The 20,982-nt window shown below is 69.7% G+C and carries 21 protein-coding genes and 1 pseudogene; 11 read left to right on the top strand and 11 right to left on the bottom strand.

Annotation, left to right across the window (positions count from 1 at the left end):
• A pseudogene (locus AB6732_RS00005) lies at nt 1-1,103 on the bottom strand (hypothetical protein); the annotation flags it as partial.
• Between the two features lie 89 nt (nt 1,104-1,192).
• Nucleotides 1,193-2,446 carry a hypothetical protein gene (locus tag AB6732_RS00010; protein ID WP_370957470.1) on the bottom strand — a complete coding sequence of 418 codons (1,254 nt, stop codon included), beginning with the start codon at nt 2,444-2,446 and terminating at the stop codon, nt 1,193-1,195.
• A 371-nt stretch (nt 2,447-2,817) separates the two neighbouring features.
• Here AB6732_RS00010 and AB6732_RS00015 point away from each other — a divergent pair, with 371 nt between their 5' ends.
• Nucleotides 2,818-3,219, top strand: a complete 402-nt coding sequence (locus tag AB6732_RS00015) for a hypothetical protein (protein ID WP_370957471.1) — start codon at nt 2,818-2,820, stop codon at nt 3,217-3,219.
• A gap of 37 nt (nt 3,220-3,256) precedes the next feature.
• Here AB6732_RS00015 and AB6732_RS00020 read toward each other — a convergent pair whose 3' ends face one another.
• The gene (locus tag AB6732_RS00020) at nt 3,257-3,688 is read right to left on the bottom strand and encodes a MepB family protein (protein WP_370957472.1); all 432 of its coding nucleotides are present in this window, start codon (nt 3,686-3,688) and stop codon (nt 3,257-3,259) included.
• 172 nt (nt 3,689-3,860) lie between these two features.
• Between AB6732_RS00020 and AB6732_RS00025 the strand changes: the two genes are divergently transcribed.
• The 3 genes from AB6732_RS00025 to AB6732_RS00035 are packed head-to-tail and all read left to right on the top strand — an operon-like array spanning nt 3,861 to nt 6,308.
• Nucleotides 3,861-5,273: an APC family permease gene (locus AB6732_RS00025; protein WP_370957473.1), complete on the top strand. Its 1,413-nt coding sequence runs from the start codon at nt 3,861-3,863 to the stop codon at nt 5,271-5,273.
• Nucleotides 5,274-5,302: 29 nt separating this feature from the next.
• Nucleotides 5,303-5,695 (top strand): OsmC family protein, encoded by a 393-nt coding sequence (locus AB6732_RS00030; RefSeq protein WP_370957474.1) that lies wholly within the window; start codon nt 5,303-5,305, stop codon nt 5,693-5,695.
• Between the two features lie 4 nt (nt 5,696-5,699).
• The gene (locus AB6732_RS00035) at nt 5,700-6,308 is read left to right on the top strand and encodes a DUF1992 domain-containing protein (RefSeq protein ID WP_370957475.1); all 609 of its coding nucleotides are present in this window, start codon (nt 5,700-5,702) and stop codon (nt 6,306-6,308) included.
• A gap of 43 nt (nt 6,309-6,351) precedes the next feature.
• Here the strand turns inward: AB6732_RS00035 and AB6732_RS00040 are convergent, their stop codons facing one another.
• Nucleotides 6,352-6,834 (bottom strand): GNAT family N-acetyltransferase, encoded by a 483-nt coding sequence (locus AB6732_RS00040; protein WP_370957476.1) that lies wholly within the window; start codon nt 6,832-6,834, stop codon nt 6,352-6,354.
• Nucleotides 6,835-6,901: 67 nt separating this feature from the next.
• Nucleotides 6,902-7,549, bottom strand: a complete 648-nt coding sequence (locus tag AB6732_RS00045) for an adenylate kinase (protein ID WP_370957477.1) — start codon at nt 7,547-7,549, stop codon at nt 6,902-6,904.
• A 61-nt stretch (nt 7,550-7,610) separates the two neighbouring features.
• Here AB6732_RS00045 and AB6732_RS00050 point away from each other — a divergent pair, with 61 nt between their 5' ends.
• Nucleotides 7,611-7,799: a hypothetical protein gene (locus AB6732_RS00050; protein ID WP_370957478.1), complete on the top strand. Its 189-nt coding sequence runs from the start codon at nt 7,611-7,613 to the stop codon at nt 7,797-7,799.
• Between the two features lie 39 nt (nt 7,800-7,838).
• Here the strand turns inward: AB6732_RS00050 and AB6732_RS00055 are convergent, their stop codons facing one another.
• From AB6732_RS00055 to AB6732_RS00065, 3 genes are all read right to left on the bottom strand, one after another.
• Entirely contained in the window at nt 7,839-8,387 is a 549-nt protein-coding gene (locus tag AB6732_RS00055) for a hypothetical protein (RefSeq protein ID WP_370957479.1), read from the bottom strand.
• Nucleotides 8,388-8,476: 89 nt separating this feature from the next.
• Nucleotides 8,477-9,379 carry a hypothetical protein gene (locus AB6732_RS00060; RefSeq protein ID WP_370957480.1) on the bottom strand — a complete coding sequence of 301 codons (903 nt, stop codon included), beginning with the start codon at nt 9,377-9,379 and terminating at the stop codon, nt 8,477-8,479.
• Nucleotides 9,380-9,391: 12 nt separating this feature from the next.
• Nucleotides 9,392-10,390 (bottom strand): SPFH domain-containing protein, encoded by a 999-nt coding sequence (locus AB6732_RS00065; RefSeq protein ID WP_370957481.1) that lies wholly within the window; start codon nt 10,388-10,390, stop codon nt 9,392-9,394.
• Between the two features lie 102 nt (nt 10,391-10,492).
• Here AB6732_RS00065 and AB6732_RS00070 point away from each other — a divergent pair, with 102 nt between their 5' ends.
• Together AB6732_RS00070 and AB6732_RS00075 are read left to right on the top strand one after the other, a co-directional pair.
• Complete coding sequence (locus AB6732_RS00070) at nt 10,493-11,227, top strand: NUDIX domain-containing protein (RefSeq protein WP_370957482.1); 735 nt, start codon at nt 10,493-10,495, stop codon at nt 11,225-11,227.
• A 140-nt stretch (nt 11,228-11,367) separates the two neighbouring features.
• Nucleotides 11,368-11,952: a histidine phosphatase family protein gene (locus tag AB6732_RS00075; protein WP_370957483.1), complete on the top strand. Its 585-nt coding sequence runs from the start codon at nt 11,368-11,370 to the stop codon at nt 11,950-11,952.
• Between the two features lie 30 nt (nt 11,953-11,982).
• Here AB6732_RS00075 and AB6732_RS00080 read toward each other — a convergent pair whose 3' ends face one another.
• The 3 genes from AB6732_RS00080 to AB6732_RS00090 all read right to left on the bottom strand — a co-directional run bounded on the left by AB6732_RS00080 (nt 11,983) and on the right by AB6732_RS00090 (nt 14,533).
• Nucleotides 11,983-13,041 carry an App1 family protein gene (locus AB6732_RS00080; RefSeq protein ID WP_370957484.1) on the bottom strand — a complete coding sequence of 353 codons (1,059 nt, stop codon included), beginning with the start codon at nt 13,039-13,041 and terminating at the stop codon, nt 11,983-11,985.
• A gap of 167 nt (nt 13,042-13,208) precedes the next feature.
• On the bottom strand, nt 13,209-13,853 hold the full coding sequence (locus AB6732_RS00085; protein ID WP_370957485.1) for an NADPH-dependent F420 reductase: 645 nt from the start codon (nt 13,851-13,853) through the stop codon (nt 13,209-13,211).
• An 80-nt stretch (nt 13,854-13,933) separates the two neighbouring features.
• Complete coding sequence (locus tag AB6732_RS00090) at nt 13,934-14,533, bottom strand: TetR/AcrR family transcriptional regulator (protein WP_370957486.1); 600 nt, start codon at nt 14,531-14,533, stop codon at nt 13,934-13,936.
• 136 nt (nt 14,534-14,669) lie between these two features.
• Here AB6732_RS00090 and AB6732_RS00095 point away from each other — a divergent pair, with 136 nt between their 5' ends.
• From AB6732_RS00095 to AB6732_RS00110, 4 genes are read left to right on the top strand one after another with little or no spacing between them, the layout of a single operon-like run.
• Entirely contained in the window at nt 14,670-16,007 is a 1,338-nt protein-coding gene (locus tag AB6732_RS00095) for an ABC transporter substrate-binding protein (RefSeq protein WP_370957487.1), read from the top strand.
• Nucleotides 16,004-16,927, top strand: a complete 924-nt coding sequence (locus AB6732_RS00100; RefSeq protein WP_370957488.1) for a carbohydrate ABC transporter permease — start codon at nt 16,004-16,006, stop codon at nt 16,925-16,927. Before AB6732_RS00095 ends, AB6732_RS00100 begins: the two co-directional genes overlap by 4 nt.
• The gene (locus AB6732_RS00105; protein ID WP_066216019.1) at nt 16,924-17,838 is read left to right on the top strand and encodes a carbohydrate ABC transporter permease; all 915 of its coding nucleotides are present in this window, start codon (nt 16,924-16,926) and stop codon (nt 17,836-17,838) included. Before AB6732_RS00100 ends, AB6732_RS00105 begins: the two co-directional genes overlap by 4 nt.
• On the top strand, nt 17,835-20,963 hold the full coding sequence (locus AB6732_RS00110) for a glycoside hydrolase family 2 TIM barrel-domain containing protein (RefSeq protein WP_370957489.1): 3,129 nt from the start codon (nt 17,835-17,837) through the stop codon (nt 20,961-20,963). The genes AB6732_RS00105 and AB6732_RS00110 overlap by 4 nt, the downstream gene beginning before the upstream one ends.
• Nucleotides 20,964-20,982 lie beyond the last annotated feature (19 nt).

Genomic DNA, 20,982 nt, shown 5'->3' on the forward strand with positions numbered 1-20,982 from the left:
AGGTTTTTGCCGACGCTGACTCCGCCGTTGGGGGTGGTTCCGGCGCGGACGGTGCCGATGCCGGGGACGGGGATCTCGACGCCCTTGGGGGTGCCGTTGTTCCCGCCAGGGATGACCCCACCGGTACCGGGGGTTCCCGGGGTTCCGGGGTTACCACCAGGCAGGCCAGGCAGACCCGGAAGACCAGGGATACCGGGAAAACCCGGACCACCCGGACCACCCGGAAGCGGACCGGTCCCGCCCGGAATCGGCAGACCCGGCAGGCCCGGCAGTTCGCCGGAACCGTCGAGCGGCGGAACCGGGAGGCCCGGCACGTCCACCGGCGGCTTGCCGTTTCCGTGTCCCGGGACCTTGCCGATGAGCCCACCGAGCACGTTCTCCACGGGAGTCGCCACGGGGTCGACGACCCCGCCCAGCAGCTTCCCGGTGGTGGAGTGCGTGCCGTCAGGGCAGCCGCAAGGAGCCGTGCTCCCGGTTCCCTGGCCGGTGCCGCTCGGCACGTGCGTTGACGGCACGTGTGCGGAGGGCACATGCGTGGTCGGCGTGTGAGCGCTCGGGGCGTGGACCCGCGTCGAGGTCTGGGCTCCGGCGGTGGCGTTCCCGGCCGAGGCGTTGGCCTGACCGTTCGCCGTCGTCGGCTCCGCCACGTGGCGGCCGTTGCCCGGCGCCGGGGTGATGACCTGAGCGATCGGACGGCTGGCCGGGGCCACCCGCTTCACGACGTTCTGCGGGGTGATCGCCTCGGGCGCCTGGACGTGCGGCGCCGGGACGCTGGGAGCCGGCGCGGCCGGGATCGCCTTCGCGGCGACCTTCCGGACCACATCGGTCGCGGGTGCCGGGGCAGCTGCCTTGGCCGCCGTCGACGTCGCGCCGGTGAGGGCTCCGACGGTCTGGTTGACGGTCGCCGTGGCGGTTCCGGTCACCTGGCGGGTGAGGCCGGAGACCGCTCCGAAGAGGGACGGTTTGGCGGTGGCCACCTGAGGATCGGCCGCCGGAGGGGTGGTGTCGTTGGAGGGGGCTGCTGTTGCTGCGGTCTGGCCTATGCCGTACAAGCCGCAGGCGAAGAAGGTGCCGAGAAGTACCCGGCGTGCATGCCTGTTCACTGTATTTCTCCTGAATGATGATGATGCGGGAAGCGCCGCGAAGCGCTCGGATGAGGTGTCTGCCGGTCTGGCGCAGACGCTTCCCGTGATCAGTCAGGAGTGGAGCCGGGGCTGAAAGCCGCGGAGGCGGGCGGGGTGCCTGCGGTGCGGGCACCGGCGTCGCCGGCCTGGTGGGGGAGAAGAACGAAACCGTCCGCAGGCAGTGCGGCGACGGCGCCGCCGCCCGTCTGCGACGAAGATGAAGAGCTCAGGCCGCTGGTGACATTGAGCGGATCCGGAGTGGGTGAGGGGTGCTTCGGGCCTTCCGCCTTGGCAGGCGCCGCAGCGGTCTGGTCGCTTCCCGCGGCCTGCGCGACGTCGGCCAAGACCGCGTCGGCAGAGGTCCACCGGAGGGTGTCGACCGCCGTCGTCGTGGTCGCTACGGAGCCGACCGTCGCTGCCGTCTGGCCGGCGGCCGGGACGGTGCGGGCGGGGGCCGGCAGGGCCGGGATCCGAGGTGCCGTCGGCGTCGCCACGGGGACCGTGGGGGTGACGCCGGGAACCGGAAGCACAGCTCCGGGAAGCGAGGGGACGAGGCCGCCGGGGCCGGTCACCGAACCGACGATGCCGCCGACCTGTCCGGTGGTGTCCTTCACGGCCCGGTCGACGCCGGTGGTCACCGAAGCGATCGGGGCGGTGATCTGTGCGACCGGCAGGTCCTTGACGGTCCCGCTCACGACGTCACCGGCGGAGGCCACGGTCTTGTCGACCACGCCGGTCACGGCGCCCACGGTGGGTGCGAGTGCGGGGACGGTGGACTTCACGGTCCGGTTCACCACGCCCGTCACGGAGGTGATCTCCGTGGACACGGTCTTGGTGGTGGAGGCTACGGTGTCGGCTGCGACCTTCTGGACCTGGGGCACGACGGCGGTCACGGACCGGACGGTCGACGTCACGGTCGCGGTGGTCGAGGCGACGCTGCCGGTGGTGGTGTCGAGCGTCCGGGTCACGGTGCCGCTCAGTCCGGAGACGGTCGAGCCGAGCACGGCCGGAAGCGCTGCCGGCGCGGGTGCGGGCCGAGGAGCCTGCGGTGCCGGCGTGGTGTGCACGGGGGGTGCCTGCCGGGCGGGGGCCGCATGAGCGGACGTCCGGGTCGCCGGGCCGAGGTCGTGGGAGAGTCCGCCCACCGTCGAGCTGACCGAGCTGGTCACGGAGCCGAGGAGACCCTGGGAGGATCCGTCGTCGGCGGCGGCTGAGGCGGGAGCTGCGGACAGGAGGAGCCATCCCGCGCCGGTGCCTGCGGCCAGAGCCGCATAGCGCAACAGGCGGAGCGCCCGCGACTGCGAGCCGTTCCTGGATGGCATGTTCCCTCCCCTCGGTCACACCAGCTGTGGAATTCAGGGATGGTCCCCACACCACATCGACTGCTACCAATTACACAAATGCGTGACAAGCATGTCAAGAAGATTGCAGTTAACGGGACTTAAACTTTGCAGCATTCCGCATCGTGAGAGTTTTCCAAGGTGAGAGCTTGGTTTCGCTTGAACTGCCTCACCCTGGGCCTGCTCGATCTGTGAAGCAGTAGGTTCATAATTCCGGTCGGTGATCCGCGAACCCTGAAACTGGATTGTTGATTTTGTTCCGTAACGGTTAAATCCGCTGTGCGCGGAGAAGGATTTCTCCATCTTCTGTGCGAGGAGCCGCGTGCGGCCGGGCTTCTTGCTAGCGTTGAGCCGTGATTTCCGAGGCTTTCAAGCGCTACGCCCTCCCGCTTATAGCACTACTGTGCTACTTCCTGGCGACGCCGTGGCTCGCGGTCGAGAAGGCCACGGACTTCCTTCCGTTCCTCCTGGCGATCGTCGCCGGGGCTCTCCTCGGGCTCTGGATCACCCCGAGGATTCAGAAGGTGGAACGAGCGTGGGTCCGAGTGGTGATCCGCGCGGTCATCCTGACTCTCGGGTTCCTGATGCTCGCCAATCTGAAGCCCGTCTACGAGGCCGTTCCGGGCGGGCTGATCGGAAGCACCGTCTTCTTCTTCACCATGACGGCCATTCCGTTCCTGACGCTGTGTGCGACGGCTCTGCTCACGGATGTCCTGTTTCTGCCCGGCATGATGCGCCGGAAGGCTGAGAAATAGCCGCCTCTGGTGAGTGGGGTTCAGTTCTTCTTGAACTTCAGTACTCCTGGAACGCGGGCTCCTGGGCACGCTGGGACCTCGTCGCCTGGGGGTTGAGCCCTTCGCACCAAGCCGGGTACACCCGGAAGCCGCGCTTGCCCGGACGCGCTCCCGTGATGATGCCGAGCGCCTCGAGGTGAGCGGCCGTGAACCGGAAGACGCCCCGGCGTCCCTCTTCCTCCACGAACACGAGCAGTCCCGCCCCGGCGTCGTCCCGTCCGAACGGCGCCGTGGCGCCGTCGTCGTCGCGCCGCCAGAAAGCGAGAAAGGCTCCCGGCTTGGTGGGTGTGATCCGTGCGGTCCGGACATGCCACGAGCCGCCCTGGAGGCGGGCGAGCCCTGAGGCGTAGTCGCTGTTCTGCTCTTCGGGAGTCACCGAGAACGGTTCCCCCAGGTGGGCCGCATAATCCTCCAACGCACTGAACAGCATCCGGCCACGCTACCGCACGACGGCGGCGCTCCCCGTACGGGAATACCTTGTCCACATACGGCCCTTACCCCTATGCGCGCTGGGGGAGCGCGCGCAGAATTGAAAGACGGTCCGTCCTGGGGAGGAGGACGTTCCACCACGAGCCTTCGGGCAGGTCTTCAGGAGCGTGCAGATGTCAGAAACGCATACAGCCACCACAGTGCCGGAGGGAGGCCTGCGCCGTTCGCTCGGTCTCAAGCAGCTGATCGGCAATGGCCTGGTCTTCATCGGGCCGGCCGCACCAGTGGGCATCTTCGGTCCCATCTACGCCAAGAGCGGTGGCGCGGTGGTCACGGTCTACGTGGTGGCCACGCTGATCATGGCGCTGACGGCGATCTCCTACTCCCAGATGTCGCGGGTGGTCCCGGCCGCCGGGTCGGTGTACTCCTATGCCACGGCGGGCATCGGCCGTGGCGCGGGATTCGTGGCCGGGTGGATGGTCCTCCTGGACTACCTCCTCATCCCCAGCGTGGCCTTCCTCTTCACCGGGCTGGCCATGCACTCCTTCCTCCCCGCCATCCCCGCCTGGGTCTTCACGGCACTCGCCGTCCTCCTGACCACCGGGCTGAACCTCGCCGGCGGCAAGAGTCTCGCCCGCGCGGCGATGGCCGTGGTGATCGCCGAGGTGGCCGTGCTGGCGATAGTCCTCGTGGCGGCGCTGGCCGCCATCGCGGGATCCGGGATCCACCAGGCCCCGCTGTCACCGATCGCGGGGGTGGACGGGTTCTCTCTGGCCGCCGTCCTGGGTGCGGTGTCGATCGCGGCCATGGCGTTCCTGGGGTTCGACGCGATCGCCACCTTCGCCGAGGAGGCCAAGGGCAGCAGCCGCATGGTCGGCAAGGCGATGCTCGCATGCCTCGTGATCGCGGGTGTCCTCTTCCTCTTCCAGAGTTACATCGTGGAGCTCATCACCGTTCCGTCGCCGGCGCAGCTGGCCGCTGACCCGGAGGCGCAGGGCACGGCGTTCTACGACACCATCCGCTCGCAGGTGGCGCCGTGGCTCGCGACTCTCCTGGGCATCGCCAAGGCGCTGGGTGCGAGCTTCGCCGGAATGATGGGCCTGGCCGCCGGAAGCCGGGTGGTCATGACGATGTCGCGCGAACGCCGCTTCCCGGCGGTGTTCGGAAAGGTGACCCGGAACGGCTCGGCCCCGGCGCTGGCCACGGTGCTCGTCACCGCGGTCACCCTGATCCTGGCGGTGTGGGCCGCCGCTGAACCGGACGGACTGGATCTCTTGTCCTCCACGGTCTCCATCGGGGCCATGAGCGCGTTCATCCTGCTTCACGCCTCCGTGATCGGGTACTTCCTGGTCAAACGCAAGAGCGGGAACCGGCTGGTGCACCTGGTCGTGCCGGTGGTCGGAATCGTGTTCTTCCTGCTGGTGATCGCCTTCGCGAACATCAGTGCCCTGACGGTGGGCGCCGTCTGGCTGGTCCTCGGCATCGCCGTGGCCGTGTTCCAGCACCTGCGGCGGCGTGGCGCCGGCGTCCCCTCCGCAGAGGGGACCCATACGGCGCCCTCGGCTGCCGACCCCACCCACGACTAGACATCCGATCCCCACCTCAGGAGGCTCCCATGGCAGATCACTACAGCGTCACCGCCCAGCAGACGGCGGCGCAGAACTTCACCGTCCGGTCCGGCGAGAGCTCGGTGGAGGTGGGGATCGGGACGTTCATGCCCACCGAACTTCTTCTCGGCTCCCTCGGATCGTGCATCCTCTCCGTGGTGTCCGACTACGCGCAGCGCAACGGCATCGAACTGTCCGCCCCGCTGACCGTCCAGGTGGACGGGGACATGGCGAACAAGCCGCGGCGGATGGGGTCGATCGTGGTCCGGCTCGGCCTCCCGGACGGGCTGACCGACTCCCAGCGGCAGGCCCTGCTGCGCGCCAGCAAGCACTGCACCATCCACGCCACCCTGGCCTCCGAACCCGAGGTGACGGTCGAACTGCTCCAGGAAGTACCGTAGAACCATGGCCACCGGTGGTTCCCGCAGGAATTCGCTCGAGGCCCGTCTGGAACGGGCCGCAGTGCTGCGCGCCGGGGCGGACGGCGCCGCGCTGACCGAGGAAGAGCGCGCTCACGAGGCCGAGCAGGAAGCACTCCGAGAGAAGCGTTCCCGCGTGAACACCGTGGCGCGCGCCGACTACCTGGTCCGCGAAGCGATGGCCCAGGGGAAGTTCGAGAACCTGCAGTACGCGGGGAAACCCATCCCCGGTCTGGACGGCGGCTATGACCCTGATTGGTGGCTCAAGGGCCTCGTCCAGCGCGAGAACCTGCGCGGCCTGGCTCCGGAGGCGATTCTCCTGAGAACCGTGGACCGTGACCTCGACACCACCCTGGACGGGCTGCCCGGCGAACGTCAGGTCCGTGAGGCGCTCGAGGAATTCAACCGGCGCGTCATCAACGCCCGCCGGCAACTGCAGGGCGGTCCGCCGGTCGTGACACCCACCCGGGACGTCGAGGAGGAAGTGGAACGCTGGCGCTCGCGTCGCGCCGCCGTCGTCGCGAGTCCTGAAGAACCGACGACGCCGGAACGCGGCCACGGCTGGTGGCGCCGGCTCTGGCGAGGCGAAACGTAGCCCGCCGAACCGCCCGGCGATCACACCGCCGGCGTGACTCTGGTCAGGCGGGGACCGCGAGGACTGCCTGACCCGCGAGTTCGCGGCTCATGAAGACGCTGTTCGGATCCTCGGCGTAGTCCGCGAAGGGACGGCATTCCCGGAAACCCGCCTGCCGATACAGGGCTCGGGCGGGCTCGAAGAAGGCCATGCTCCCGGTCTCCAGGTAGACCCGGGTGACACCGCGGCGCCAGGCATCCTCGAGGAGGAAGTCCAGCATGCGGCGAGCGACACCGCGGCCCCGGAACTCCGGGTGGGTCCGCATGGACTTGAGTTCTTCGTGGGCGCCGTCGATCATCTTGAGGGCGCCCGTGCTGATCAGTTCCCGACCGAGGTATGCCGCGAACAGACGGACGGAAGGGTGCAGAAGCGCGTCGACATCCAGGGCATGGCAGCTCTCCGCGGGGGCGGTCCGCGACAGCTCGGCCTGATGGGTGGTCAGGAAGTCTTCCAGCGCGGGGGTGGTGAGCCGGACACGTTCGATCATGATTTCCACCCCTTCACCATGGCAGGCGACGATTTCCGGCGTGTTTCCTGAGGGTGTCAGGGCTGTTTTATCTGCCGTCGTGGGACGGGGCCCGGTCGTCGTCGGACGCCACCGTCCGGCCGCCGTCGTGGGTCTCCGGGTGAGGGGAGGAGAGTGCCGCCTGCGCCTCGAGCCAGCGGTCCAGCTCGGTGGCTTTGCGGAACACCAGGACGGGCGGGGCCGAAGGGTCGTCGGCCCAGGCCCGGATCCGGGCACGCTTGCCCGGGAAGCTCCGGAAATGCCACAGCAGGATGGAGTCGTTGGAGAGCGCCCGCCGCAGGGTCTCGATGTTCCCGTTGCATGCCGGGGTGCGGTCCTTGACCCGCAGGAACGTCCGCCGCACCAGACGACCGAACGAGAACACGCGGGAATAGTCGAGCCCGACCACCAGCTCCGCCCGGGCCAGCGCCGGCTCGCGGAACTGGCGGTACGCGCTGTCCAGGATCCACTCCTGGCGTGCGACGATGTCCTCCGCGATGGCTCTCATGTCCTCATCGGTGCGGTTGGTCCACGGCGCCTCGGACGCAGGCAGCCAGCCGATCTCATCGTCCGACGAGTGCCACGGGATCCCCGTGATCCGGCTCAGCCGGGCCGCCGCCGTCGACTTCCCGGTCCCGGCCACGCCGTAGATCAGGATCCTTCGGGGCAGGGGGGAATCCACGGATGCTCGGCTCATGGCCCCAGCCTACCCAGAGGCCCGTGCCGGTCAGGAGAATCCTCCTCAGTATCATGGCCGCATGAGCCAGGAATCCGTGTCCGTGCAGAACGGCCAGCACTGCGACGTCATCGCAGGCACCCACTCCGGCAAGTCCGGAATCGTCCAGGACGTCAACACGAGCAAGACCGGCGCCGTCACCATCACGGTCCTTCAGTCCGACGGCGTCCGGTTCAAGACCCTCGCGAAGAACGTCCGGATCACCGGCTGACCGCTGAAGTCCCCCGGGTGCCCTGAGCGGCAGCCGGGCTCAGCGCGCGACGACGGCCAGCGGCCTCTGCGGCACCGCGCAGCTGGCGAGGGGAGGCCCGGCGTCGGCATCGGCAGCGAAGGCCGCGGCCCCGGAATTCTGGTGGTCCTGGGCCGATCCCGCGCGGCGCGGTGTGTCGAAGCATGCGTCGATGTTGTACGGGGTGGCGGTGACCGTGTAGTCGCCGGGCGGGAGGTTTCCGGGCACGTTCAGGGTGGTGCGGAATCCGCCGTCGTCGCTCATCGGGACGAGCAGGCGGACGACGCTCGCGGATGTCCGGTCCATCAGTTGGACCTCGGCCTGGGCGTTCGCGCCGTAATGCGGGTGGCATTCGGCGTCGGGCGCCTCCACCGTCAGGGTGTCCCCGGGGTGGGCCGTCGGGGCGCTGAGGTGAAACAGCGCGGGCGAACACGGGGTGGCCGGTGGGAACCTCTGGCCGTTGAGTGCCATCATCCCGAAGAGGCCGGCCAGCAGCAGGACTCCGAGGCCGAGGAGTCCGACGTTGAACAGGCGCCAGAGGCGCGTGGCAGGATCGCTGCGTGTGCTCATGACCTTATTCTGGGCGGCATCGTGTCACGTGCCGGTGACGATCCCATCACGATCGTCGGGGGAGTGGGCGGAGCGGGGAACGGCCGCGTTCACGCCACCAGGTTCAACGGGGCCGGGGCCAGTCCCACCAGGACCTCCTGGCCCCACGTCAGCGTCAGCCGGTCGTCCTCCATGCCGTCGCCGAACACCACGAGCTGCTCCGAGGACACCGTGACGCTGAGGGCCTCGCCAGGCTGGAGCAGTCCCTCGGTCAGCGTCGCCCCGGTCGCCGGGGACGGCCAGGCCTCGCGGACGAACCACGCGAGCTGCGGATTGGTCGGCGCGGGCAGGGTCCGTCCTCCCCGCTCTCCGGCGATCGACGCGCACCAGCCCGTGGACCCGGTTCCCGTGGAGACGATGAGGCCGGAGGAGGACTGCCGTTCCCGCCGGCCGTCCGGGGTGCGCAGTTCATAACGCGCGGACTGATGCGAGGCGTGCCCCAGGAAAACCTCGTTGAGGGCGGAGAGCTCCTGGCCGTCGTCCGTGCGGGCGGTCACCATGGAGAGCCGCTCCTGCGGCAGACCCCAGGCACCCGGCGTCCCGGCGGCCGCGCGGGCCAGCAGGGCCGCCGCCTGACGCGGACTGTGGCGGACGAGCACGCCGGGGTTGCGGCGCGGCTCGGCGTTGACGCCGATCACCGGCTGGCCCGCGAGGTACTTCGCCGTGTTCGCCACCAGGCCGTCCTGCCCGACCACCACCACGACGTCGTCGGGCGCCATGAGGAAGCGGCTGAGGTCCGCGCGTTCCACTTCCCCCGTCCGCCAGCCGGCGGGGACCGCCTGGCGGAGTGCGGCGCGGGCTTCGGTGAGGGTGTCGTGCGCCGCCTGCACCTCGGCCAGGTCGCGGTCGCGGACCTTGAGGAAGAACTCCACCTGGCCACGGGTCCCGTGCCGGTCCAGGAGTTCGTCCAGCTCGGTCCGGCGGTGGACCAGGACCATCCGGGGATTGGCCATGATCAGTCCTCTCTACTTCTTCGCCGCGGTCAGAGCGGCCAGTGCGGTTCCGAGCATGTCCGGCGTGATGGTCAGGTTCTGGATGCCGGGCAGGTTCGCCGCGGCCTCCTTCAGGGTCAGCGCCAGCAGGATGCCCTGGTCGAGATCGCGGTAGGTGTCCATGGTCGCCTTCTCCCGGGCCGCCTCGGCCTCACCCACCAGCTTGATCCTGCCAGCTTCGGCCTCCGCTGCAATGGCGCCGCGCTCGGCCGCGGCCTGCGCTTCAATACCCGCTGCGGCCGCACGCTCCTCCGCTTCGCGGCGGGCGTTGGCGCCCTCCTGGGCCACCAGGTTCTCGCGACGCGCTGCGAGTTCGATCTGGTTGGCCAGTTCGTTCTCGGCGATGGCGCGTTCGCGTTCGACGGCGAGTGCCCGCCGTTCGAAGGTGGCGCGATCCGCCTCGGCCTGGAGCTGTTCCCGGACCGGGGTCTGCAGCGCACGCTCCACCTCGGCCTCGGGGCGGATGGCGAGGACGTGCACGCCGAGAACCGCGATCCCGGTGTCCTGGAGACGTGCGTCCCGGGTCAGGGTCCCGAACAGGACGTCCCGCAGCGGGGCGGCCCCGTTGCTCAGGGCGTCGGCCAGGGTGAAGCGGGCGACGTGGTCGTTCGCGGCCGCCTGGCAGAGCTGGCCGATGATCGTCTCGACCTGCTGGGCGCCGGTCGCGGGCGCCTCGTCCCTCTTCTTGAGGCCGAAGTCCAGGCGGGCGCTCGCGAGCACCGGGTCGGTGAAGCGGTACGTGATGTTCGCCTGGACGCTGACGTCCTGGTGATCCTGAGTGAGAGCGTGGAAGAGGGTCGGCAGTTCGCGGTCCTCCACGGGGATCTCGCTCAGCACGGAGATCCCGGGACGGTACCAGAACGCCTGTCCCACACCCTGGTGACGGACCTGCCCGCCCTGGACGTGGACCACGTAACCGGTGGGGCCGCCGAGGAAGTGGTTGATCCAGGGGTAGCTCTTGATGGTGGTCATGATGTCTCTCCTTCGTTCATTATCGTCAACTTGACGATAATTGAACTCTAAGAGGTCTTCGGCATTAATGTCAAGGTGACGATAAATGCTAGGCTGAGGAACATGACGAACCGGAAGTCCGACGCCCTCGCTGCTTTCCACGCTTTCCCGGTCACGGTGGACATCGTCGCGCTCACCGTGCGCGATGCCGCGCTGCACGTGCTGCTGGTGCGCCGTCTGCTCGAGCCGTTCAAGGACCGGCTGGCGCTGCCGGGCGGCTTCGTCCTGCCGGGGGAGGGGCTCGCCGAGGCCGCGCGGCGGGAGCTCGCCGAGGAGACCGGCGTCGAACGCCTGCCCGGGCACCTTGAGCAGTTGGCGAGTTACGGCCCCGCCGGACGCGATCCGCGAGGCGACGTCCTGACGGTCGCCCACCTGGTGCTCGCACCGGACTTCCCGGTGGTCGCGGGTGGCGGCGACGCGAGCGAAGCGCTCTGGGTCCCGGTGGACCGGGTGCTGGGCGACGACGGCGCCCTGGCCTTCGATCACGCGCGGATCCTGGACGACGGCGTGGAGCGGGCGCGCGCCAAGCTGGAGTACTCGCCGCTGGGCGCGGCGTTCTGCGGTGACGAGTTCACCATCGCCCAGCTGCGGGGCGTCTATGAGGCGGTCTGGGGTGTCCGGCTCGATCCGCGGAACTTCCACCGCAAGGCCACCGGCGCAGCAGGGTTTCTCGAGGAGACGGGCGAAGTGTCCTCGGGCGACGCCGGTCGTCCCGCGGCCCTGTACAGGCTGGCACCCGAGGCCCGCACAGGAAACCGCGCGGTGCTGAACCCGCCACTCATGCGACCGGTGGTTTGACGCTCCTGTCTGAGCTGGGGTCTGGGCCGGGGTTCGAGGCGCGCTTCGGGGGTGGCGGCCGGGCCGCGGCCGGCTGATTCGCCGGAGCGCCCGTCTTTGAGACACTGGAACCAGACCCACCCCGCTCCGGAAGGCATCTCATGGCAAGCACCCTGCACCTCGTCCGACACGGCCAGACGGACTGGAACGTGCAGCGCCGCTTCCAGGGGCAGACCGACATCCCCCTCAACCGGACCGGCGTCGAGCAGGCTGCGGGCGTGGCCGAGGCACTGCGTGAGGTGCCGCTGGCCGCCGTCGTGACCTCGACCCTGGGCCGTGCCGTGGCCACCGGCCAGGCCATCGCCGACGCGCAGGACCTTCCCGCTCCCGCCACGGATGCACGCCTCATGGAGCGGCACTTCGGCGAGGCGGAAGGGATGCATGGCGACGACGTCGAGCGCCTCTTCCCTGACCGCGAGCAGATCCCGGGCCGGGAGAGTGATGAGGAGCTGCGTGCGCGGGCGTTCGGCGCGCTGGAGGAGCTGGCCGCGGCGTTCGACGGTGAGGAGATCGCCGTCGTGAGTCATGGCGGCTGGATGGCCATGGTGCTGCGCACGCTGGTCGGAGACGCTTACGACTACTCCACGCTCACCAACTGCTCCGTGCACACCCTGGTCTGGGACGCCGCCGCGGGTGAGGTGCGGGTCGCCGGGGTGGAGACCGTCGCGCAGCTCGTCCGCGACTAGCGGCTCGTCCGGGACTGAACGAGCCTGGGGCTACACCAGCCCGATCTTCCGGAGCTGCTCCGCCAGCCCGGCGCCGTCCGGGGCGTAGACCCACGGGATGGCCGAGCCCGAGTGGTCCATGTCCGGCGTGTGGCCGCCGGCCAGGACGGCTTCGCCCACGGAGAGCTGCCGGATGGCCACTGCGGCCACGTTCTCCGGATGCCGCTGGGCGAACTCCGAATAGATGGCCTCGTCGTGCTGGCCGTTGTCGCCCACCAGGAGCCACTTCATGCGCGGGAACTCCTGCGCCAGCCGTTCGAGATTGTCCTGCTTGTGCTCGCGGCCGCTGCGGAACCAGCGATCCTCCGTGAGACCCCAATCGGTCAGGAGCATGGGTCCCACGGGATAGAGATTGCGGTGCAGGAAGCGGCTCAGCGTCGGGGCGGCGTTCCACGGACCTGTGGAGAGGTAGAACGCGGGAGCGCCCGGGTGGGCGCGCAGGATCCGCTCGTACAGCACGGCCATGCCGGTGGTGGCCATCCGGGCGCGTTCGTTGAGGACGAAGGCGTTCCAGAAGGCGAGCAGGGGGCGGGGGAGCGCCGTCACCATGACGGTGTCATCGATGTCGGAGAGGATGCCGAACTCCATGTCCGGCGGCAGCACCAGCAACGGGGCCTCGGCGGAGGGCGTCCCGGAGGCGCGGATCGTGGCGGTGTGCCAGCCCGGTTCCAGGTCCACCGCGACCGTGGTGTCCACGAGGCCGCCGCGGTCCGCCTTGACCCGCACGCGCGCCTCGCCGATTTCGATGTCCACTTCGCGCTCCGGAATCGGAACGGAGGTGAAAGCGCGCCAGCCGCGGATGTTCTGGTTGCCGTTCCGGGCCGCGCGGTCGGCGCGACTGCCCGGCAGCAGACGGGAGGCGAGCATCACGCGGGCCAGGATCCGGACCTGCGTGGTGGAGCCGTAGCCCATGTAGGGGACGGTCGCGGGCTGGAAGTGCGTCTTCCGGGCCATCTTCAGGCGCGCCGAATTGATGAAGGAGGAGATCCTGTGGGCCGCCCCGAAGAGCGGGTTGCCTGCCCAGGAGCGGCGGGCTGGCTCATGCTGCATGGGCTTAACTCTGTCACAGACTGCCCGCCGTGCCCGGGCGGCACGGTTCCGAGCGTCGTTTGCCCTGGTCCGGCCGTCGTCATGTGCGCGTGCTCCGAGAACGGCCGCAGCCCCCGGGGCGGTGACGGCCGTCCCGGGGGCTGTGGTGGCACGGGGCCGCAATCGTCTCAGACGGTGCGCGGCGCTTTCGCCAGATTCGCTTCGAGCTCGGCCGCGTTCTGCCGGACGACGTACGCCGGGCGGTCACGCTCCACGCGCCAGCTCTCCGAGAGCGGGCCGGCGTTCACGGTGTCGAAGCCGAACTCGTCGTAGAGGCGCGTGACGAGGGCCGCCGCGTCGGGGAAGTCGCTCGCGGTGGCCAGGGCGCGGCGGTTCTCCGTGCCGGAGGGGGTGCCGTCCGTGGTGATGTCGGCGGCCGCGATGTGGTTGAAGCCCTTGGCGACCTTCGACTCGGGAAGGTGTTCCTGGAGAAGCCCGGAGGTGGTGGCTTCGCCGCGATCCAGGGCCTCGATATGCCCGTCGCGCTCCCAGTAGTAGTTGTTGGTGTCGATGACGACCTTGCCCGCCAGCGGTGCCACGGGGACGTCCTGATAGGCCTTCAGCGGGACCGTGACGACGGCGAAGTCGCCGGCGGCCGCCGCCTCCTCAGCCGTCGCGGCTCGCGCCCGGGGGCCGAGCTCCGTCACCAGTTCGGTGAGGGTCTCCGGCCCACGCGAGTTGCTGATCACGACGTCGTACCCCAGCTCCACCGCCTTGCGGGCGACCTGGCTGCCGATGTTTCCTGCTCCGATGATTCCAATGGTTTCGCTCATGTCCGGCACAACCGGCGCCGGGCGGACTCCATTCCGGCATTGAGAAATATGACGCGGAATGAATCAGTGGGGGCCGGGGGTCACTCCGGGAGCAGGATCAGGTCCAGATAGGCCTCCAGGCTGGCGGCCACATCCACCGTGTCCGGCGCGTAGAGGCGCTGGAGCTGCACACCGTCCCAGAGGCCGATCAGGGACGCGGCCGCCTGCGCGGGGTCGACGCCGGGGCGCAGCTTCCCGGCTGCGCGCAGCGCCTCGAGTTCGCCGGTGTACTCCTCCCGCAGCCGCTCGAAGCGCTGGGTGAAGTAGTCCCGGCCGGGATGGCCCTCGGTGGTCGACTCGCCGCTGAGCACCGCGTAGAGCTGGGTGAGACCCGCGATGTCCACATTGGCCCGCGCCTGCAGAAGCACCATCTCCCGGAACGGCATGGGCCCGAGGCGTGAGACGCCGCTGCTGTCGCGCTGTTCGAGGACCGCGAGAAGCAGATCGCTCTTGCGCTTGAAGTGGTGCAGGAGGCTCGTCTGGCTCATGCCCACCTCGTCGGCCACATCCTGCAGGCTTCCCGCGTGATAGCCGCGCGTCGCGAACACGTTGAGGGCGGCGTCGACGATCTTCTGCCGGGTCGCCGCCGTCTTGGCGTACGGGCCGCGCTTGCCGGTGCGGGGTGCTCGCTGGACGCTCATGGAGTGGAGCTTAGCGCCGGTGCGGCGAACTATGCGAAATCAGAGTGACTACTCGAAATTTGTGTTAGCCTCGTCACACTGGCCGCGCCGGCCTCCGTCGTCCGGCGCCCGCTACAGGTACAGAGAGGTATGTGTCATGCCCCATGTTTCCCGGAGACGGCTGCTCGGCACAGGGCTGGGCGCCCTGTCTCTGGCCGCACTCGGCGCCTGCGCCACTCCCGGCACGCACTCCGTCAACGCCGATCCGGCCATCCCCGCCGCGAAGGGGGAGAAGATCCGCCTCACCTACTGGGCCTGGCTCAAGGACTTCCAGAAGGTGGCCGACCTCTGGAACGCCAAGAACCCCCAGGTCCAGGTGGACGTGGTGTGGATCCCCGGAGGAAACTCGGGCGGGTACCAGAAGATGTACTCGGCGCTCGCCGCCGGCGCCGGCCCGGATCTGGCACAGATCGAATTGCGGTCCATCCCAGAGTTCATGCTGGTCAACGGCCTCGTGGACCTGAACCGCTACGGCGCTCAGGAGTTCGCGCCGCTCTACGACCCCACGCTCTGGGGTCAGGTCAGCTTCACCGGCGGCGTCTACGGGATCCCCCAGGACTCCGGCCCCATGGCGACGTTCTATCAGCCCGCGCTCCTGGAGAAGGTGGGGGCCACCCCTCCGAAGACCTGGGATGAGTGGGCCGCCGTGGGCAAGGAGCTGCGGCGCGCGGGCAGTTACATCGACTGCTTCGCGATCAGCGACGCGAGCCCCTTCGCCGGCTTCGCGGGCCAGGCGGGAGCCACCTGGTTCCGGCCCGAGGAGGACGGCTGGGTCATCAACATGACGGACGACGCCACCCTGAACGTCGCGCGCTTCTTCGACAAGGCGATCGACGACGGCCTGGTCCAGACCGGCTTCGCCCACTACAGCCCGGCCTGGTTCGCCGCGGCCGCCAAGGGCGGCATCGCCTCCATCACGTCCGGCAGCTGGGGAGACGCCCTCGTGGAAGGCGTCAGCGGCGGCAAGGGCAAATGGAAAGCCGCCCCCATGCCCGTGTGGGGCAAGACCGGCTTCGGGTCCAGCTACCTCGGCGGCTCCACCACGGCCATCCTGGCCGGCAGCAAGCACCCCCGCGAGGCCCTCGAATTCGCGGTCTGGCTGACGACCTCCCACGAAGGCATCGACGCCATGATCAAGCACAGCGGCATCGGCTGGTCGCCCGCGAAGGACTTCGTCGGCACCGCCCGTCAGCAGCCCTCGGAGTTCTTCAGCGGGCAGAACTACTTCAAGGACGTGCTCATCCCGGCGAGCCGCGAACAGAACCCGAAATGGTCCTGGTGGCCCGTCACGCAGCAGACCTTCAACATCCTCAGCGACGGCTTCCGGAAGAAGGCGAGCGGCACCTCCCTGGTGGACGCCGTGGCCTCCGCTGAGAAGGACGTCATGACCGTCTTCAGGAACAAGGGCCTGACCATCAGGAAGGAACAGGCATGAGCAGCACACCAGCCGCAGCACCGTCCCGAGGCGGCCGCTCCCGGGCCGCGGCCCGCGCCCCCTGGATCCTCCTGGCGCCCTTCCTGGCCCTCTTCACCCTGACCTTCGTCCTGCCCATCCTCGTGGCCCTCGTCTCCAGCTTCACCAAGGTCACGCGCAGCGGGCTCTTCGGGGAGAAGGGCGTGACCAGCGGGTTCGCCGGCTTCGACAACTACGCCCAGGCCCTCGGTGACGCCAACTTCATCGCCTCGATCGGGCGCGTGCTGCTGTTCGGCGTCGTGCAGGTGCCCGTCATGATCGTCCTCTGCACTGTCCTGGCCCTCCTGCTGGAATCGGCCTCGGCCCGGTGGCCCGGCTTCTTCCGCGCCGCCTATTTCATGCCGTACGGCGTGCCCGGTGTGATCGCCACGATCCTGTGGTCCTTCCTCTACGTGCCCGGCCTGAGCCCGTTCATCGACATCGCCGGGAGCATGGGCATCACGCTGGACTTCCTCGGGCCCGATCACGTGCTGTGGTCCATCGCGAACATCGTGACCTGGAGCTATACGGGCTACAACATGCTCATCATCGTCGCGCAGCTCAAGGCCATCCCGGGCGAGCTCTATGAGGCGGCCCGCGTGGACGGCGCCTCCCCCTGGCGGATCGCCCGGAGCATCCAGCTGCCGCTCATCACCCCGGCGCTGGTCCTGACCACGGTGTTCTCCATCATCGGAACCCTGCAGCTCTTCGCCGAGGCGCAGGTGCTGAAGACCTCGGCCCCGGCCATCGACAGCCAGTACACGCCGAACCTCTCGGCCTACTCGACGGCCTTCGCCTACAACGACTACAACGTCGCCGCCGCGCAGGCCGTCCTCATCGCGCTCGCGGCCTTCATCCTCTCCTTCGTCTTCCTCCGCCTCACGAACAGGAAGTCCTCATGACCAGCACCACGGCCCCTCCCGCCACCCGTCGCGCCGCCGAGGCGCCCCGCTCCGGCGCCGCACCGCGCACCGGCCGCAAGCGGTCCAGCACCATCATCGTCACGGCGATCCTCGTCGTCGTCGCGCTGTACTTCCTGGTGCCCGTGTACTGGGTCCTGGTGGCGTCGACCAAGACCACGCAGGACCTCTTCTCCACCAATGGGTTCCTTCTGTCCGGGCACTTCGCCCTCTGGGACAACCTCGCGAGGGTGCTCAGCTACGACGACGGCGTCTTCCTCCGCTGGTTCCTGAACTCGGTGCTCTACGCCGGAGTGGGCGCGCTGCTGGCGACCTACCTCGCCGCAGCGGGCGGTTACGCCCTCGCCAAGTACGAGTTCCGTGGCCGCAACGCCGTGTTCGGCACGATCCTCGGCGGAGTCCTGGTCCCGGGCACCGCCACGGCCCTGCCCATGTTCCTGCTCTTCAGCCAGCTGGGCCTCGCCAACACCTACTGGTCGGTGCTCATCCCGTCCCTGGTGTCCCCCTTCGGCCTGTTCCTCTGCCGCATCTACGCCCAGGCGACGGTGGACACCGCCCTGATCGAGGCGGCGCGCATCGACGGCGCCGGGGAGCTGAAGATCTTCCACACCATCGGCCTGCGGGTTCTCACGCCGGCCCTGGTCACGGTGTTCCTCTTCCAGCTCGTCGGGATCTGGAACAACTACTTCCTGCCGCTGGTCATGCTCTCGGACAGCAAGCTGTACCCGATCACGCTCGGCCTGAACAACTGGCTGTCCCAGGTGGACCGCCTGCCCGAGTTCTACGAACTCACCACGGGCGGCGTGCTGCTCTCCATCATCCCGCTGGCCATCGCCATGATCGTCCTGCAGCGCTTCTGGCGCGGGGGCCTGACCGAAGGAGCCGTCAAATGACCGCCGCCTACCTCACCAGCACCGCGCCCGGCGAGGGACGCCGCAGCCCGGCCCGTGCGCGGCTCGCCTCGGACGCGCCGGAGCTGAGTCTCGACGGCGACTGGGCCTTCCGCCTCCTTCCGGCCGCGCCCGGCACCCCGGCGGGGGCGCTGGCCCTGCCCGAGGGCGAGGGCCCTGAGGACTTCGCGGCCCCCGGCTTCAGCACCGACGGCTGGGACACCCTGCCGGTCCCGTCCCATTGGGTGCTCCAGGGTGACGGGAAGTACGGCCGTCCGATCTACACGAACGTCCAGTTCCCGTTCCCCTGCGAGCCGCCGTTCGTCCCGGACGCGAACCCGACTGGTGACCACCGCCGCGTCTTCACGCTGCCCGAGAGCTTCGACGGCGCCGAACGGATCCTGCTCCGCTTCGACGGGGTGGAGTCGCGGTACAAGGTGTGGCTCAACGGGACGGAGATCGGCGTGGGGTCGGGCAGCCGCCTGGCTCAGGAGTTCGACGTCACCGAGGCCGTGCGCCCGGGGGAGAACGTGCTCGCGGTCCGGGTGCACCAGTGGTCCGCCTCCAGCTACCTCGAGGACCAGGACCAGTGGTGGCTGCCCGGCATCTTCCGCTCGGTCACCCTGCTGGCCCGTCCCGTGGGTGCGCTCGATGACCTGTGGCTGCGCACCGCGTACGACGGCGACGCGTCCGGGACCGGGCAGGGCACGGTCGTGCCCGAGGTGAGTGCGGGGGAGGTGGCGTTCCCGGTCCGGTTCCGGATCGCGGAACTGGACGTCGACGTCGTCTGGGAGCGCCCCGGCGACGTGGCCCCGGTGGTGGTGGCCGGCGTCGAACCCTGGAGTGCGGAGACGCCGCGGCTCTATGAGGCGACCGTCGAGGCGCAGGGCGAGACCGTGACGCAGCGGATCGGCTTCCGCACGGTGCGGATCGAGGGTGACCGGTTCCTGGTCAACGGGCGGCGTGTGGTGTTCCATGGCGTCAACCGGCACGAGACGCATCCCGAGCGGGGGCGCGCTTTCAACGAGGAGTTCGCCCGCGAAGACCTGCTGCTGATGAAGCGCTTCAATGTCAACGCGATCCGCACGAGCCACTACCCGCCGCATCCTCGCCTGCTGGATCTGGCCGACGAGCTGGGATTCTGGGTCATCCTGGAATGCGATCTGGAGACGCACGGCTTCGAGCGGCACGGCTGGGACGGCAACCCCGGCGACGACCCCGTCTGGCGTGACGCCCTGCTGGACCGCATCGAACGGACCGTGGAGCGCGACAAGAACCACCCCAGCGTCGTCCTGTGGTCACTGGGCAACGAATCCGGCACCGGGGCGAACCTCGCCGCCATGGCCGCCTGGGTGCACGCGCGGGACCCCGAGCGGCCCGTGCACTACGAGGGTGATTACACCGGCGCGTACACCGATGTGTACTCCCGGATGTACTCCTCCATCCCGGAGACCGAGTCGATCGGGACGGACGGCGCCACCGATCTTCTGCTGGGGTGCAGTGCCGCGGAGTCGCTGCGGCAGCGCCGCAAGCCGTTCATCCTCTGCGAGTACATCCACGCCATGGGCAACGGACCGGGCGCGATCGACCAGTACGAGGACCTCGTGGACCGGCACCCCCGGCTGCACGGCGGCTTCGTCTGGGAATGGCGCGACCACGGGCTGCTCAGCCACGCCGAGGATGGCACCCCGTTCTACGCGTACGGCGGTGACTTCGGGGAGGAGATCCACGACGGCAACTTCGTCATGGACGGCATGGTCCTCGCCGACGGCACCCCCAGCCCGGGACTCCACGAGTACCGTCAGGTGGTCTCGCCGCTCCGGCTGACGCTGAGCGGGACCGCCGCGGCGCCCGTCGTCCGGGTTGAGAACCGCCGCCACAGCGCGCCGGCGTCGGACGTGCGGATCAACCTGCGGCTGGAGCACGACGGGCGCCCGGTGGACACGGGTGCGCTTGCGATCGTGGGCGACGACGGCGGGGCGCTGGCTGCCGGAGCGTCGGCCGCCTACGCTCTTCCCGCGGTGCCGGTGTCCCCGGAGGGTGAGACGTGGCTGACGGCCGAGGTCGTGCTCGCCGCGGACACCGCGTGGGCGGAGGAGGGGCACGTCCTCGCGTCCGCCCAGCTCGACCTGACCCCAGCGCGGGAGCGCCGGGCGGGCCCCCGTCCGGCGGCGGCCTCTTCCCGCGCCCTCTCCGGTGCTCCGCGCCGGCTGGAGCTGGGCCCCGCGGTGTTCGACGGCGGCCTGCTCACCTCGCTGGCCGGACAGTCCGTGGAGGCGCCGCGGCTGGAGCTCTGGCGGGCGCCCACGGACAACGATCGCGGGCAGGGCTTCGGCTCCTACGACGCCGCCGACCCGCGCTCGCAGGGCGTCCGGGGGCTCGGCACGGGTCAGCCCGCGCCGACCTGGGAGGAGGTCTGGCGGTCCGCCGGACTGGACCGGCTCCACCGCCGGATCGAGTCCGTGCAGGCGACGGACCGTTCGCTCACGGTCCGCGCCCGGTACGCGGCCGCGGACACCGCCCGGTCCTTCCACCTCGACGAGCACTGGGAGCTGTCCGGGGAGGACCTCTGGCTGCGGCTCGACCTCACCCCGAGCGGGAACCACGTCCGTGACCGGGCGTGGGATCTGCTCCTGCCCCGGATCGGGGTGCGGTTCGGCCTGCCGTCGGAGGTGTCCGGCGCGGAGTGGTTCGGCACGGGCCCTCGTGAGTCGTACCCGGACAGCCGTCACGCGGCGCTCGTCGGACGGTATGCGGACTCCGTGGAAGGGCTGGGGACGGTGTACTCGCGGCCCCAGGAGAACGGTCACCGGAGCGACGTGCGGGAACTGGAGCTGCTGCTGGGTGGTGCTGGGGGCCCGGGTGGTGCGGGCAAGCCCTGGCTCCGGGTGGAGGCGGAGCGCGACGCCGCCGGGTGTCTGCCCGGTTTCACGCTCTCGCGGCACACGGCCCAGGAGCTCTCCGGCGCAGCGCACCCGCACGAGCTCCCGGAATCCCGCCGCACGTGGCTCTACCTCGACGCCGCGCAGAACGGCCTCGGCTCGCGGGCCTGTGGTCCGGACGTGTGGCCCGAGCACGCCCTGCGCCCCGAGGCCCGGACGCTGCTGCTGAGGTTCACGGCGCTCTGAGCGGGAGGCGCGGCCCCGC

Source organism: Arthrobacter sp. RCC_34 (assembly GCF_041360795.1).
In the GTDB taxonomy this organism is placed as follows: Bacteria; Actinomycetota; Actinomycetes; order Actinomycetales; family Micrococcaceae; genus Arthrobacter_E.